The sequence below is a fragment of the Kitasatospora sp. NPDC054939 genome (assembly GCF_053610105.1).
Genome location: NZ_JBSGXP010000042.1, coordinates 24,070 through 38,001, shown reverse-complemented (window position 1 = coordinate 38,001; position 13,932 = coordinate 24,070). Strand labels below are relative to the sequence as shown.

The 13,932-nt window shown below is 76.9% G+C and carries 10 protein-coding genes and 1 riboswitch; of the genes, 4 read left to right on the top strand and 6 right to left on the bottom strand.

What is annotated here, in order from left to right; translation table 11 throughout:
• Window positions 1-83: 83 nt before the first annotated feature.
• Window positions 84-983 carry a hypothetical protein gene (locus ACWGB8_RS14835; RefSeq protein ID WP_452213671.1) on the top strand — a complete coding sequence of 300 codons (900 nt, stop codon included), beginning with the start codon at window positions 84-86 and terminating at the stop codon, window positions 981-983.
• Window positions 984-1,153: 170 nt separating this feature from the next.
• On the opposite strand, the gene ACWGB8_RS14830 is transcribed toward ACWGB8_RS14835, so the two are convergent.
• The 6 genes from ACWGB8_RS14830 to ACWGB8_RS14805 form a co-directional block, all read right to left on the bottom strand.
• Window positions 1,154-2,611 (bottom strand): M6 family metalloprotease domain-containing protein, encoded by a 1,458-nt coding sequence (locus ACWGB8_RS14830; protein WP_452213670.1) that lies wholly within the window; start codon window positions 2,609-2,611, stop codon window positions 1,154-1,156.
• Between the two features lie 272 nt (window positions 2,612-2,883).
• Complete coding sequence (locus ACWGB8_RS14825; RefSeq protein WP_452213669.1) at window positions 2,884-4,254, bottom strand: cobyrinate a,c-diamide synthase; 1,371 nt, start codon at window positions 4,252-4,254, stop codon at window positions 2,884-2,886.
• Window positions 4,255-4,264: 10 nt separating this feature from the next.
• The gene (gene cobO / locus ACWGB8_RS14820) at window positions 4,265-4,861 is read right to left on the bottom strand and encodes a cob(I)yrinic acid a,c-diamide adenosyltransferase (protein ID WP_452213667.1); all 597 of its coding nucleotides are present in this window, start codon (window positions 4,859-4,861) and stop codon (window positions 4,265-4,267) included.
• A 2-nt stretch (window positions 4,862-4,863) separates the two neighbouring features.
• On the bottom strand, window positions 4,864-6,993 hold the full coding sequence (locus tag ACWGB8_RS14815) for a putative cobaltochelatase (protein ID WP_452213665.1): 2,130 nt from the start codon (window positions 6,991-6,993) through the stop codon (window positions 4,864-4,866).
• Window positions 6,986-8,527, bottom strand: a complete 1,542-nt coding sequence (locus ACWGB8_RS14810) for a cobyric acid synthase (protein ID WP_452213663.1) — start codon at window positions 8,525-8,527, stop codon at window positions 6,986-6,988. The genes ACWGB8_RS14815 and ACWGB8_RS14810 overlap by 8 nt, the downstream gene beginning before the upstream one ends.
• Complete coding sequence (locus ACWGB8_RS14805) at window positions 8,524-9,501, bottom strand: cobalamin biosynthesis protein (RefSeq protein ID WP_452213661.1); 978 nt, start codon at window positions 9,499-9,501, stop codon at window positions 8,524-8,526. The genes ACWGB8_RS14810 and ACWGB8_RS14805 overlap by 4 nt, the downstream gene beginning before the upstream one ends.
• Window positions 9,502-9,597: 96 nt before the next feature.
• A riboswitch (cobalamin riboswitch) is annotated at window positions 9,598-9,758 on the bottom strand.
• 279 nt (window positions 9,759-10,037) lie between these two features.
• Here ACWGB8_RS14805 and ACWGB8_RS14800 point away from each other — a divergent pair.
• The 3 genes from ACWGB8_RS14800 to ACWGB8_RS14790 all read left to right on the top strand — a co-directional run bounded on the left by ACWGB8_RS14800 (window position 10,038) and on the right by ACWGB8_RS14790 (window position 13,802).
• The gene (locus ACWGB8_RS14800; protein WP_452213659.1) at window positions 10,038-10,742 is read left to right on the top strand and encodes a helix-turn-helix domain-containing protein; all 705 of its coding nucleotides are present in this window, start codon (window positions 10,038-10,040) and stop codon (window positions 10,740-10,742) included.
• A 237-nt stretch (window positions 10,743-10,979) separates the two neighbouring features.
• On the top strand, window positions 10,980-12,116 hold the full coding sequence (locus ACWGB8_RS14795) for an alpha/beta hydrolase family protein (protein ID WP_452213657.1): 1,137 nt from the start codon (window positions 10,980-10,982) through the stop codon (window positions 12,114-12,116).
• A gap of 180 nt (window positions 12,117-12,296) precedes the next feature.
• Window positions 12,297-13,802 (top strand): hypothetical protein, encoded by a 1,506-nt coding sequence (locus ACWGB8_RS14790; protein ID WP_452213656.1) that lies wholly within the window; start codon window positions 12,297-12,299, stop codon window positions 13,800-13,802.
• Window positions 13,803-13,932 lie beyond the last annotated feature (130 nt).

Here is a 13,932-nt window from a genome sequence, read left to right as displayed (position 1 = left end):
CGGGGAGAGCGCGGCACGACGGGAGGGACCTACCGGGCGACCGCCTGCCGGCGGAGTCCTGGCCCGCACTGTACGGGCGGCCGGTGCTGCGGCGGTCGATCGCGGTGGGGCTGGTGCTCTGCGTGGCGTTCACCGCGGTGGTGCTGGTGCGCGGCATATCGGCCCTGACGGCGCAGCGGGTGCTGCCGGAGACCGACCGCGACCGCGCCGAACGGCTCGCCGGGCTGCACCGCTCCCAGCACCCGGGAGCGTCCCGCTACTACGTGCCGATCGGCGCGGTGTACACCCGCACCGCGGACGGCTCGCCGGTCGCCTACCTGCACTACCGGCTCAGCGGCGGCCCGGACGTGGACGTGGCGGGCTTCCTGCGGACGTACCACCTGCCGGCGCCCGGGGCGGCCGGTCCGCTGCCGGCCGACCTGACGGCCGCCCTGGCGGGGGAGGAGCCGGAGACGGCCCTGGAGCTGCCGGTGGCGGAGGAGTCCGCACCGACCGGCCCGGCGGGCCCCGAGCCCGCGCCGACACCGGCGCCCATGCCCACGCTCACGTCGGAGCCGACGCCCACCGCCACGCCCGCGCCCACCCTGGAGCCGGCTCCGGTGCGGACCGACGGCACGGCGGCCGAGCCGGGGCCAACGACGGCCGGGGGCGAGGACGACGGGGCGGACGGAGACGGTGCGGAGGGCGGCGGGCCGGAGCCCTGCCGGTCCGGGGCGGACGAGGAGGGCGGCCCGAGCGCGGCGCCGACCCCGTCGGAGTCCGCCGTGCCCGCCGAACCGTCGCCGTCCCTGACGCCCTCGCCGACGCCCTCCCCGACACCGTCGCCCACCGACACCGCGGGCCCCTCCGCCACGGCAGCGGCCACCGCCTCCCCGACCGCCACCGGCTCGCCCGCAGCGGCCTCCCGGCGGCGGATCTACGTCGCCCTGGCCACCGGCGGCCTGCCGGGCGCCGCCGACATCTACGTCCGCGCCATCGGGTAGACCCTCACCAACCGCTAGACCCCGCCCGGGCACGGGAAAGCCGCCGCTGCCCGGTCCGGCCTCACCAACCGCGCGGTGCGGCCGGCGCCGGAGCCACCGGGGCCGACCGCAGGGTACGGCGGGCAGCGGCGGGGGACCCGAGGGTCCGTCGGAGGGGCCTGCGGGCCGCCTCAGGCGAAGGTGATGTCCACCTCCATCTGGTCGGCGCCCGGGGTGCCGGCGACGTCGATGGTGATGCCGCTCCATTCGCCGGTCGCCAGGTGGAGGGACGGCACGGTGGTCTCGCCGAGGCTGCGGTTGCCGAGCGAGGGGTAGAGGTCGTCGGCGTCGCCGCGGTTGCCCTGGCCGAAGATCTTCGCCAGGTCGCTGCGGCCGTCGGCCTGGAACAGTTCGATGGCGAGCTTCTGCTCGTCGTTGACGTTGTCGACGGACTCGTCGACGGCGTAGACGGCGATGCCCTCGTCGGGGATGAAGGCGTCCTGCCCGCGGCGGCGGCGGTACTCGACGATGACGTACTGCTCCTCCTTCATCCGGGCGGCGTTGCGGACGAAGAGGATGTCGCCGCCCTCGGCGACGGGGCTCAGGATGATGCCCTTGGTGGTGGCGGTGACCGCCTGCGGGATCGTCCAGCCGTGGAACATCCGCAGCATGCCGTTGGGGAAGGTGGGGGTCAGTCCGCCGTTGCCCCAGGAGCCGGCGGCCATCAGGCAGTAGCCGCCGAGGCCGTTGGAGCGGGTCTCGCGCAGCGAGCCGGTGTCGTAGTAGTCGGCCCAGCGGCTGGCCAGGTGGCCCCATTCGTGGGCGCAGACGCCCACGGCGCAGTCCTCCGGGACGGTCAGGAAGGTGCGCACCAGCAGGTTCGGTGCGACCTCCACCCCGTCGCCGGGGGTGTTCCACTTGAGGCTCCAGATGTCGTTCGACGAGGTGGTCTGCTCGGCGCCGCCCCCGGCGTGGACCAGGAACAGTGCGGTGACGATGCCCTCGCCCAGGGCGTCGTAGGAGCTGAAGTCGACGCCCTCGGCGAGGGCCGCGAGCACGGCGTCCCGGGCCATGCCCTGGGCGTTGCGCGGCGGGAGCTGGCCGAGGCCGGAGTTGTTGTCGGCGTAGAAGGCGATCGGCTGCGGCATCCGGAACCAGCCGTGCACCTCGCCCCGGACGTCGACGCCGCGGGCGTCGGGCGCGGCCGGGTCGTACCCGCTGATGGCGCGGTAGAAGTCGCGCATGCTGCCGGAGGGGAACGTGCCCTCGCTGAAGAGCATCTGCTCGAAGTGGCCGGTGGTGTGGTCGGGCTCGTGCGGGCGGTCCGGGAAGTCGATCAGCAGGACCAGGGTGCGGACGACGCCCTTGAGCTGCCTGGCCGGCCGGTCGATGAGCTGGGCTCCGGTGCTGGGGCCGGGTCGGACGGCGCCGTCGTCGAGGCCGATCAGGTTCTCGCCGCGCCGCCGGGAGCGCCAGACGAAGTAGAACTGCTCGAAGGTGGTCTCCTTCGGCAGTCGACGGGTGTTCATGAGGTCCTGGTAGCGGGCCTGGAGCTGGGCCTGGGCCTGCGGGGACAGCGGTATGCGGCAGGGGTGGTGGTCGTCCGGGTCGGTCGGGTGGGGACGCAGGGGGGTTAACGTGTGGCGCATGGTGACAGCTCCCTCGGGGCCGGGTCGCCGGAGGGGCGTGTGCGCCCGCCTCCGCCGGATCCGCGGTCACCGGTCGGTCCGCCGTCGGCGGGGAACCCGCCGGAGGGCGGTCGGGTCTGGCCGGTACCGGTTGCGTTCGGAGCGATATGCGGTTGTCTGTCCCTATTCTGACGCTCCGGTACGGCGGAGCACCAGACCCGCCGGGCACCCTGCTGTGGGTGCCCGGCCGACCCCGTTCCGCAGTCGGCCGGGCCGGGCCCTCCGCTCGGCCGCTAGGCCCGGCCCGCCCACCGTGCCGCGGCGGCCGTGAACGAGGCTGCGAGCTGCGGCGATCCCGCCCAGTGCAGGTGCAGGTACGAAGCGTGCACGTTGCCGGCCGCGAAGCCCTCGGTGTGCGGGCCGGTCGGCAGCCGCCAGCCCCAGGCCGGGGGTTCGCCCGCGCCGGGCTCGCAGACCGTCCGGTGGAACTCGTGGCCGCGCACCCGGGTGCCCGTCGGGGCGAGCGGGGAGTCGTGCAGCGCGACCGCCTCCCGGTACCCGAGGGTCAGCCGCTCGGTCATCCGGGCCGTGGTGGCCAGCACCCCGCACATCGGCAGGCCGTCCAACTCCCGTCCCAGGTACAGCAGTCCGGCGCACTCGGCGGAGATCGGCCCGCCCGCGGCGGCGAACCCGGCGATGGCGGTACGCAACCGGGTGTTGGCGCTCAGCTCCCGGACGTACAGCTCGGGGAAACCGCCGCCGACGACCAGGCCGGCCGTACCCTCGGGCAGTCCGTCCGCGTGCAGCGGGTCGAACGGCACCACCTCGGCGCCGGCCGCCGCCAGCAGCTCGGCGTTCTCCGCGTACGAGAAGGAGAACGCGGCGCCGCCGGCCAGCGCGATCCGCGGCCGGGCCCCGGCCACCGGGGCGACCTCGGCGGCCGGGTCCCACGGTTCGGCGTCCAGCGGCGGGGCGGTGGCGGCCAGCGCCAGCAGCGCGTCGAGGTCCACCGAGTCGGCGACCAGTGCGCCCATGTCCCGGACGGCCTGCACCGCCTCCGCGGAGCGCTCCACGGCCGGGATCAGGCCGAGGTGGCGCGAGGGCGTGGCGACCGCCGCCGAGCGGCGCACCGACCCCAGCACGGGCACCCCCGAGCCCTCCTCCAGGGCCTCCCGCAGCAGCTGCTCGTGCCGGTCGGAGGCGACCCGGTTGAGGATCACCCCGGCCAGCCGCACCTGCGGGTCCCAGGAGGCGAAGCCGTGCACCAGCGCGGCCACCGAGCGGGACTGCGAGGAGGCGTCCACCACCAGCACCACGGGGGCGCGCAGCAGTTTGGCGACGTGCGCCGTGGACGCCAGCTCGCCCCGCCCGGAGGCCCCGTCGAACAGCCCCATCACGCCCTCGACCACCGCCACGTCCGCACCGGCCGCGCCGTGCAGGAACAGCGGTGCGATCCGCTCCGGGCCGCACATGAAGGCGTCCAGGTTGCGGCCCGGCCGGCCGGCGGCCAGCCCGTGGTAGCCGGGGTCGATGTAGTCCGGGCCGACCTTGTGCGGGGACACCGCCAGACCGCGGGCGGCGAGCGCCGCGATCAGGCCGGTGGCGACGGTGGTCTTGCCCGCGCCGGAGGACGGCGCGGCGATGACGAGACGGGGGATGTTCACGTGCGGGGGTTCACCATTCGATGCCGCGCTGGCCCTTGCGGCCGGCGTCCATGGGGTGCTTGACCTTGGTCATCTCGGTGACCAGGTCGGCGAATTCGGTCAGCGCCTCGGGCGCGTAGCGGCCGGTGACGACCACGTGCTGGTTGCCCGGGCGGTCCTTGAGCACCGCGAGCACCTCGTCCACGTCGATCCAGCCCCAGTGCAGGGGGTAGGTGAACTCGTCGAGCACGTAGAAGCGGTAGGTCTCGGCGGCCAGGTCGCGCTTGACCTGCTCCCAGCCCTCCTTGGCGGCCTCCTCGCTGGACTCGATGTCGCGCTGGACCCACGACCAGCCCTCGCCCATCTTGTGCCAGGCGACCGTGCCGCCCTCGCCGGAGGCGCCGAGCACGCGCAGCGCGTTCTCCTCGCCGACCTTCCACTTGGCGGACTTGACGAACTGGAACACCCCGACCGGCCAGCCCTGGTTCCAGGCCCGCAGCGCCATCCCGAACGCGGCGGTGGACTTGCCCTTGCCCGGTCCGGTGTGCACGGCGGTGATCGGCTGGGTACGGCGCTGACGGGTCGTCAGGCCGTCGGCGGGGACGTTCTCGGGGACACCCTTGGGCATGGTCAGGCCGCCTTTCGTGCGGTCGGGGACGAGGAGGAACGAGTCTCGCGGACCAGCGCTGCCACGCCCTCGGCGCGCAGCTCGTCCAGGGTGACGGCGGGGGAGCCGAGCCGGGCCGCCAGCCGGCGGGCCAGGCCCAGCCGCACCGGGCCCGCCTCGCAGTCCAGCACCACGCCCGCCACGCCCTGCGCGGCGAGCAGCCCGGCCGCCCGGTCGGCCTGCGCCACCGCGTCCCGCGCGCCGGTCGCCCGGCCGTCGGTCACCACGACCAGCAGCGGACGGCGGTGCGGATCGCGCATCCGCTCCACCCGCAGCACCTCGTGGGCGCGCAGCAGCCCGGCCGCCAGCGGGGTCCGGCCGCCGGTCGGCAGCGACTCCAGCCGGGCCGCCCCCACCTCCACCGAGGAGGTCGGCGGCAGCGCCAGCTCGGCGCCCCCGCCCCGGAAGGTGACCAGCCCGACCTTGTCGCGCCGCTGGTAGGCGTCCATCAGCAGGGACAGCACCGCGCCCTTGACCGCGCTCATCCGCTGCCGGGCCGCCATCGACCCGGAGGCGTCCACCACGAACAGCACCAGGTTGGACTCGCGTCCCCGGCGGACCTGTTCGCGGAAGTCGTCGGAGCGCAGCTCCAGCGCCCGGCCGCTGCGCCCGCGGGCCGCCTGGTGCGGCGCGGCGGCCTGCAGGGTGGCGGGCAGGTGCAGGCGGGTCAGCCGGCCCTGCGGGCGGCGGGCCCGGACGGTGTGCCCGCCGTCGGTCTCGGCGGGGGAGCGCCGGCCCTGCGCGCCGCGGCCGGTGCCGGGCACCTTGAGCAGCTTCGTCCGGTACGGGTCGCCGGCCGCGACCGGCGCCGACTCGCGGGCCGGGCCCGGCGGGCGGGCCGGGACGGGTAGTTCGGGGGCGGGCCCGTCGGGTTCGGCGGCGGGGGCCTCGGCAGCGGGTCCGTCGGCCGCGGCGGAGCCGTCGGGGCCGGCCGGTCCGTCGGCCGGATCGGGGGCGCCGCCGCCGTCGGGGCCGTCCGGGCCGCCGTCGGGGCCGTCGTCGGGGCCGTCGCCGCCGGGCTCCGGGTCGTCGTCCTCAGGCCCGGGACCGGGCTCCTGCTCCGCCTCGGCCCGCTCCGCCTCGGCCTGCTCTGCCAGGGTCCGGTCGAGGAGCTCCTCGTCCAGCCCGGGCGCGTCGAAGGGGTTGCGCCGACGGCGGTGCGGCAGGGCCAGCTGGGCGGCCTTGCGGACGTCCTCCTCCAGCACCTCGGTGCGCCCCGCCCAGGCGGCCAGGGCGACCGCCGTCCGGGCCATCACGATGTCGGCGCGCAGCCCGTCCACCTCGAAGGCCGCGCAGACGGCGGTGATCCGGCGCAGCGCCGGGTCGGTCAGCTCGACCTCCGGCAGCAGCGCGCGGGCGGCGGTGATCCGCTCGGCGAGCTGCCGCTCGTCGGCGCCGAAGCGCGCGGCGAAGCCGGCCGGATCGGCGTCGTAGGCGAGCCGGCGGCGGACCACCTCGGCCCGCTCGACCGGCTCCCGGGTGGCGGCGATCTCCACGGTCAGCCCGAAGCGGTCGAGCAACTGCGGGCGCAGCTCGCCCTCCTCCGGGTTCATCGTGCCGACCAGCAGGAAGCGGGCCGCGTGCCGCACCGAGACGCCCTCGCGCTCCACGTAGGAGCGGCCCATCGCGGCGGCGTCGAGCAGCAGGTCCACCACGTGGTCCTGCAGCAGGTTGACCTCGTCGATGTAGAGGACGCCGCGGTGCGCCTTCGCCAGCAGGCCCGGCTCGTACGCCTTGACGCCCTCGGCGAGCGCCCGTTCGAGGTCCAGCGAGCCGACGATGCGGTCCTCGGAGACGCCGACCGGCAGTTCGACCAGGTGGGCCGGGCGGTGCTCGCCGGCGGCGCCCGGGTGCTCGCCGTCGGGGCACTGCGGGTCCGGGGCGGCCGGGTCGCAGGCGAAGCGGCAGCCGTCGACGGTGGCGATGGACGGCAGCAGCCCGGCCAGCGCCCGCACCATGGTCGACTTGGCGGTGCCCTTCTCGCCGCGCACCAGGACGCCGCCGACGGCCGGGGAGACGGCGTTCAGCAGCAGCCCGAGCCGCAGGTCGGCCATGCCGACGATCGCGGTGAACGGGTAGCGGACGTCACTCATGATTCTCCAAGGGGGCCCCGGGCGGCAGAAACGGCAGCGCTCCAGCCGCCGGCACCCCGCCCTCGATCAGCTTCCACAGTGCGTCGGTGTCCGCGTGCTCGGCGATCAGGTCGCCGAGCCGGTCGAGCCGGGCCTCGCGCGCCTCGGCGAAGGAGGTGTCCGGCGCCGGGACGAACGCCCGCCCGGCCTCCCGCGCGACCTCGCGCAGCAGCTCCCGGCGGAACCCGTCGTTCTCCAGGACGCCGTGCCAGGTGGTGCCCCGGACGGACCCCGCCCGGCAGCCCTCCAGGCCGCGCCCGTGCTCGTCGGAGACGAACGCCTCGCCGCCCTCCACCGCCACCACGCCGTGGTGGATCTCGTAGCCCTCGACCCGGTGCCCGTACGCCGTGCCGACCGGCCGGGCGAGCACCTTCTCGGCGCCGAACCGCACCCGGGTCGGCAGCAGCCCGAGGCCCGGCACGGCGCCCGCCTTCGACTCCACGTCGTCGACGATCTCGTGGGACAGCATCTGGTAGCCGCCGCAGACGCCCAGCACCGGCAGCCCGGCCGCGGCGCGCGCCCGCAGGGCCGGCTCCAGTCCGCGGGCGCGCAGCCAGGCGAGGTCCGCCACGGTGGCCCGGGTGCCGGGCAGCACCACGAGGTCGGCGTCGGCCAGCTCCTCCGGCCGGGTCGCCCAGCGGACCAGGACGCCCGGCTCCTGGGCGAGCGCGTCCACGTCGGTGAAGTTGGACAGCCGGGGGAAGCGCACCACGGCCACCCGCAGCACGTCCGCGCCGAGCGGGCCCCGGCCGTCCGTGCGGTCCACCACGGTGGACAGGTCGAGCGAGTCCTCGGCGTCCAGCCACAGGTTCGGCAGCATCGGCAGGGTGCCCAGCACCGGACGCCCGGTCAGCCGGTGCAGCATGTCCAGGCCGGGGGCGAGCAGCCGGGCGTCGCCGCGGAACTTGTTGACGAACCAGCCGGCCACGTGCCGCTGGTCCTCCGCCGACAGCAGCGCCAGCGTCCCGTACATCGCGGCGAACACCCCGCCGCGGTCGATGTCGCCGACCACCACGACCGGCAGCCCGGCGGCGGTGGCCAGGCCCATGTTGGCGATGTCCCGGTCGCGCAGGTTGATCTCGGCGGGCGAGCCCGCGCCCTCGCACACCACCACGTCGAAGCGGCGGCGCAGGTCGGCCAGGCACTCCAGCGCCCGTTCCAGCAGGACGGGCTTGCGCTCGCGGTAGTCCAGCGCCCCGACCTCGGCGACCGGCCGGCCGAGCAGCACCACCTGGCTGCGGCCGTCGGCGCCCGGCTTCAGCAGCACCGGGTTCATCGCCGCCTCGGGCGCCACCTGCGCCGCCTGCGCCTGCATCGCCTGCGCGCGGCCGATCTCGGCGCCGTCCGCGGTGACGAAGGAGTTCAGCGACATGTTCTGCGCCTTGAAGGGCGCCACCGAGACGCCCTGCCGGGCCAACCAGCGGCAGATGCCCGCGGTGACCACGCTCTTCCCGGCGTCCGAGGTCGTCCCGGCGACCAGCAGCGCCCCGCTCATGCGCTCCCCTTCTTCTTCTTCGTCCTGCCCAGGGCCGTCCGGACCAGTACGTGCCCGACGACCGTCGTACCCAGCGCGAGCAGCCCCACCCGGCGTGACAGCCGGCAGGCCCGCTCGATGTCGTCCACCGCGACCGGACGCAGCTCCGCGCCCAGCACCGGCCGGTGCTCCACCCTTGTGCCGTACGCCAGGGTGCCGCCCAGCCGCACCCCGACCGCCCCGGCGAACGCCGACTCGGCCTGGCCCGCGTTCGGGCTGGGGTGGGCCGAACCGTCACGGCGCCAGACCCGCCAGGCCGTCCGGGGCTCGGGCGCGGCGGCGACCGTCAGCAGGGCGGTCAGCCGGGCGCCCGGCCAGCCCGCCACGTCGTCCAGCCGCGCCGAGGCCCAGCCGAACCGGAGGTGGCGGGGCGAGCGGTGGCCCACCATCGCGTCCAGCGTGTTGACGGCGCGGAAGGCCAACAGCCCCGGGGTGCCCGCGAGCGCGCCCCAGACCAGGGCGTTCACGACGGCGTCGGCGGTGTTCTCGGCGACCGACTCGACCACCGCCCGGGCCACCTGCTGCTCGTCCAGCGCACTCGGATCGCGCCCGCACAGGTGCGGCAGCCGCTCCCGGGCCGCCGCCAGGTCGCCCGCCGCCAGGGACCGGCCGATCGTCCGGGCCTCCCGGGTCAGCGAGGTGCCGCCGAGCACCGTCCAGGTCGCCGCGGCGGCCAGTGCGGCCCGGCCCAGCGGGCGCCGGCCGACCGCGCGTTCGACGGCCACCGCCCCGGCCGCGACGGTGCCCACGCAGAGCGCCGTGTACGCCGCACCGGTCAGTCGGTCGTCGCGCCAGAGCCGCCGTTCCAGCCGGTCGGCCGCACTGCCGAAGACGGCCACCGGGTGGCCGCGGCGCGGGTCGGCGAAGCGGGCGTCGGCGAGGTGGCCCGCGACGGCGCCCAGCGCGAAGGCGGCGGCGCGGGTCAGCGGGCGCACGGCGGCGGGCAACCGGGGGCTCGACGGGGCGGGGCAGCCTGCATCGCGTGCGTGTCCTCACTCAGGGTCCGCGCCCTGGATCGACGTACCGGGGGCGAGAGTCTCCTGGCTCCCGGGTCGGACGCGCATCCGGGCCTTCCAGCGGCTTCTGACGGCGCGCCGTGGCGTGTTCCGGACGTGCTCCCCGGTGACAGTGGCGGGACCGCGCCGGACTCGCACCGGCTTCCTCTGCATGCCTCCGTGATGGCTGAAGGATCCCATCACGGGCCCGAACCGGGAGTCAACCAAGGCCACGGAGGGTTTGGTCACACCCGGTCACGTCCCCGGTGCGCCCCCGGTGCACCGGCCGTGCGCGCGGAGGGCGGGCGTGCGGTGCGCGGCTCCGCAGGCCGACTGCCCCGTAGCTGTCTCCGATCATGGTCCGCGCAGGGGCATGACAGGCTGTGCGATCGTCCAGTGCCCCGCAGGCGGACCCGTCCGCGCTTCGTGCGTTCGGCGGGTGGGGTCCTCCCGGGTAGCCACCTACCGTCGGGGCCATGCGACGCAGACAGCCGGCCGCCCCGCCCCCGGTTCCCTTCTCGCCCGCAGCCGCCCGGGCGCACCGCGCCGGCCTCGGCCTGACCCCCGACCAGGTCGCCGAGGGCATGGCCGCCCACGGCGTCCGGCTGCTGCCCGCGCACGTCCTCGGCTGGGAGAGCGGCGAGCTGCGCCCCACCGAGGAGGAGTTCATCGCCCTCGCCCGCGCCCTGTGGTGCCCGCCCGCCCAGCTGATGGGCGTGCGGCCCGCCTCGCTGCGCGACTTCCGGGTCGCCCGCGAGCTCAGCGCGGAGGGCGCGGCCCGCCGCATCGGCATCCCCGAGCGGGTGTACCGCGAGGCCGAGGCCGGCGGACGCTGGGACGGCGACGAGGAGCAGACCTACGAGCTCGCGCACGTCCTCGGACTGACCCTGCGCGAACTCGTCGCGGTGACCGGCCGCCGCGAGGAGCTGGAGCGGCGGCTGCGGGCCTGCGTGGACGGCCGCTGGCAGGCGCAGCTGCGACCGGTCGGCCGGATCGTCCCGGTGGACGACACCGCGCTGGGCGCCGTGCTGACGGCCCTGCAGAACGAGCACCAGGCCACCTCGCACTGGACCGGCGGCTGGGGCTCCGCGGCCGCCTCGCCCACCCGGGCGGAGCCCGTCCCGCCGCTGGACCGCTTCTGGCAGCTGCTGGCGCAGCACCGCACCGACATCCCGGTCTGAGGCCCCGCTCCCCGCTGCGGTCCCCGCCGTTCTCCGCTGCCCCTCTTCCCTGCCGCTCTCCGCTGCCGCGCCGCGCCCCGCGCTGCTTCCCCTCGTCGTGCCGCGTCCCGCGGGTGCCCCGGACGGCTCTGTCCGGTGGCCGCCCCGGGCGTCCGCGCGTGGACTGGTCGGGCAGTGCCCAGTCCGGCGGACGCAGCCCGGTCCGCCCGATCCGCGATCAACAGAGCGGGGAGCGATATGCGTTGGGGAACCGCAGCCGCCGTGGCGGCAGCCGTCGTCGGCACCGGCGCGGCCGTGCTGGTGATCGGCCGTCGGGCCTCCGACCGGCTGGTGCGCCCGGGCGCCGGCGGACCGGCCGCGCCGACCGGGCCCACGGTGGTGAAGTCCCTCGGCGCCGGCCGCGCCACCTTCACCGACACCCCCGAGAGCAGCCGCCCCGGCCGCTGGGCCGTCGAGTGGGGCCGGGAGTCCGGCGGCGACGCGGCGGGCCACGCGGTGGTCGGCGACGTCCTCTACCGCGACCTGTACGGCGTCACCCGCCGGCTGGAGCGCGCCGACCGGGGCACCCTGACGACCGGCACCGAGGTCCGCTTCACCCCGCGGGTCTTCCTCGGCGACCCCACCACCGCGCTCGGCCTCGAACACGCCGACACCAGCGCCGACGGCGAACTCGGCCGGCTGCCCGCCTGGCGGCTGCCCGGCCTGCGCGGGACCTGGGTGATCCTGGTGCACGGCCCCGGCGCCGACCGCCGCCAGACCCTCCCCGTGCTGCCGCTGCTGCACCGGCTCAACCTGCCCGCGCTCGCCGTGACCTACCGGGGCGACGCCGGGGCCCCCGCCTCGCCCGACGGCCTCGGCCACTTCGGCGAGACCGAGTGGCGCGACGTCGAGGCGGCGGTCCGGCTGGCCCTCGACAGCGGCGCCGGCCGGGTCGTCCTGTACGGCTGGTCGCTCGGCGCCACGATGGTCCTGCAGACGGCGGCCCGCTCCGCCTGGGCCCCCGCCGTGAGCGGCCTGGTGCTGGACTCGCCGGTGCTGGACTGGCCCACCTCCGCCCGGCGCGGCGGGGTGCGCTCGGGCCTCAGCGCCCCGCTCGCCGAACTGGGCGCGCTCGCCGCCGAAGGCCGTACCGGGGTGGACCTGGCCGACTTCGCGCGGCTCGGCAGCGGCGCCGACCTCCGGGTGCCGACCCTGGTGCTGCACAGCCCCGACGACCCGGTGGCGCCCTGGCGGGCCGCCGCCCGGCTGGCGGACGCCCGCACCGACCTGGTCAGCCTGCAGTCCTTCCCCGGCGCCGACCACGCCGCGCTCTGGAACGCCGACCCCGACCGCTACACCGAGTACCTGCGCCGCTGGCTCACCCCGCTGCTCTGACGCCGCCCGACCGCCCGCCGCGGGCCCCGGCGCCGCCGGCCTGGCGTGTGCGCGCCAGACAGTTCAGGCCAGGCGGTTTGCCGCTGTTGCCCGATCTTGCGCGCCCCTGCCCGACCGCGGGCGGAGACGGGAGCGAACCGGATGTGACAGAAGGCCGGTACAAGGGGAAGACTGCTCGACGTGACGTCTCGGAACCCGCGCGACCGTGATGCCCAGCTCCCGCCGACGATCGGTACCGGTGCGACGGTGACCCGTCTCCCCGGAACGGCCCACCGCCTCGCCGGCCCCGGGCCGGGCGCCCCCGCCGTACCCCGCCGCCGCGGCCCGGCACCCGCCCCCGGCCGCGGCCGGGTCCCCGTGCCCGCGGGCTTCCCGGCCCCCGCCGAGCTCGCCCCGCTGGCCCGCCGGATGCTGGTCGACGCCGTCCGCATCGCCCGCTGGGCCGGCGAGCTGGGCGAGGTCGACAAGCGCGGCGAGCTGCTCCCCGACGACGCCCGCGCGGCCGGCCGCGCGCTCGCCATGACGGTGGGCGCCGCCGCCAACGCCTGGGGCCAGGCCCTGCTGACCGGCCTGGTCGAGGCCCGCGACGGCGGCGCCGCCCCCGGCTGGCGCCTGCATGCCTGGGAGCACGACGACGAGGCCGTCATCCGCGGCTGGTCGGCGCTGTTCGACTCCTGGACGCTGCTCGCCCCGGTCCCGCCCGCCGCCCTGCGCGGCGTCTTCGCGGTGCTCGCCGGGCAGGCCGTCGACCAGGCGCCCCAGCTGCTCTCCTTCCTGCACCTGGTGGACGGCCCGGTGGCCGAGAGCGAACTGCTGGAGCTGCTGCGCCGCGGCCTGGACGAGCGCCGGGTCGGCGCCGGCACCGGGGCCACCGTGCTGTCGCCGGTACCGCACGCCGCCTCCGCCGTCTCCGCGGTCCGCGGCACCTGCCGCGAGCCGCAGATCGACGTGCCCGCCGCGCCCGCCGACGTGGCCGCCGTCCTGGACTGGATGCTGGACGGCCTGGCCGCCGTCGGCGCGCTGGTCCGCCGGGACGAGGCCGCCGAGCTCTCCCCGCTCGGCCACTGGGCGGTGCGCGCCAAGCTGGAGGAGATCTGCACCGTCGCGCAGACCGCCGCCGGCCACATCGAGCAGAGCGCCCTGGAACTGCTCGGCGCCTGCGCCGACTACTCGCCGGGCCCGGCCCGGGCCGAGTTCCGCGCCTGGGTGGCCGCCCGCCCGGTCGATCGCGCCGTGGCCGAACTGCTGGAGGCCGCCCTCGGCGAGGACGCCCTGGTCCGCGGCCTCGCCTTCGAGGCGCTGCGGGTCGCCGGCGGCACCGCCGAGCAGGCCGTGCGGGGCGCCGTGGACGAGCCCGTGCTGCGCCCCTACGCGCTGCTGTGGCTGGCCGAGCAGTCGGACGAGGAGGGCGTCTCCCCGGCCGACGTACTGGGCGCGGAGGACGCCGCCTGGCTCTGGGTGGACACCGCGGCCGCGGTGCTCGACCACGGCCGCACGGAGCTGCTGGTCGGCCACGTCGAGGGCGCCTCGGCGGGCGACCCGGTGCGGCTGTTCGCGCGGGCCCGGCAGTCGGGGCACCCGCGGGCGGCCTCGGTGCTGACGGCGGTCTCCGGGGTCCACCCGGACCCGGGCGTGGCCCGGGCGGCCCGCCGCTCGGCGTTCAGCGTGCACCACGGCGGCGCGTAGCCGCCCTCCCGGCGCCGGACGGAGCCGTGGCAGGACATGCGCAAGGGCCCGGCCCCCGTGGAGGGGGCCGGGCCCTTGGCGTACGTGCTCCGGGCGGGTGCCCGGTGGCGTCCGGTCGGTGTCCGGCGGA

What these genes read in the sequence shown, in the direction of transcription:
- ACWGB8_RS14815 (WP_452213665.1), bottom strand. Translation starts at nt 6,993, where the DNA reads ATGAGTGACGTCCGCTACCCGTTCACCGCGATCGTCGGCATGGCCGAC.
- ACWGB8_RS14830 (WP_452213670.1), bottom strand. Translation starts at nt 2,611, where the DNA reads ATGCGCCACACGTTAACCCCCCTGCGTCCCCACCCGACCGACCCGGAC.
- ACWGB8_RS14800 (WP_452213659.1), top strand. Translation starts at nt 10,038, where the DNA reads ATGCGACGCAGACAGCCGGCCGCCCCGCCCCCGGTTCCCTTCTCGCCC.
- ACWGB8_RS14810 (WP_452213663.1), bottom strand. Translation starts at nt 8,527, where the DNA reads ATGAGCGGGGCGCTGCTGGTCGCCGGGACGACCTCGGACGCCGGGAAG.
- cobO (WP_452213667.1), bottom strand. Translation starts at nt 4,861, where the DNA reads ATGCCCAAGGGTGTCCCCGAGAACGTCCCCGCCGACGGCCTGACGACC.
- ACWGB8_RS14795 (WP_452213657.1), top strand. Translation starts at nt 10,980, where the DNA reads ATGCGTTGGGGAACCGCAGCCGCCGTGGCGGCAGCCGTCGTCGGCACC.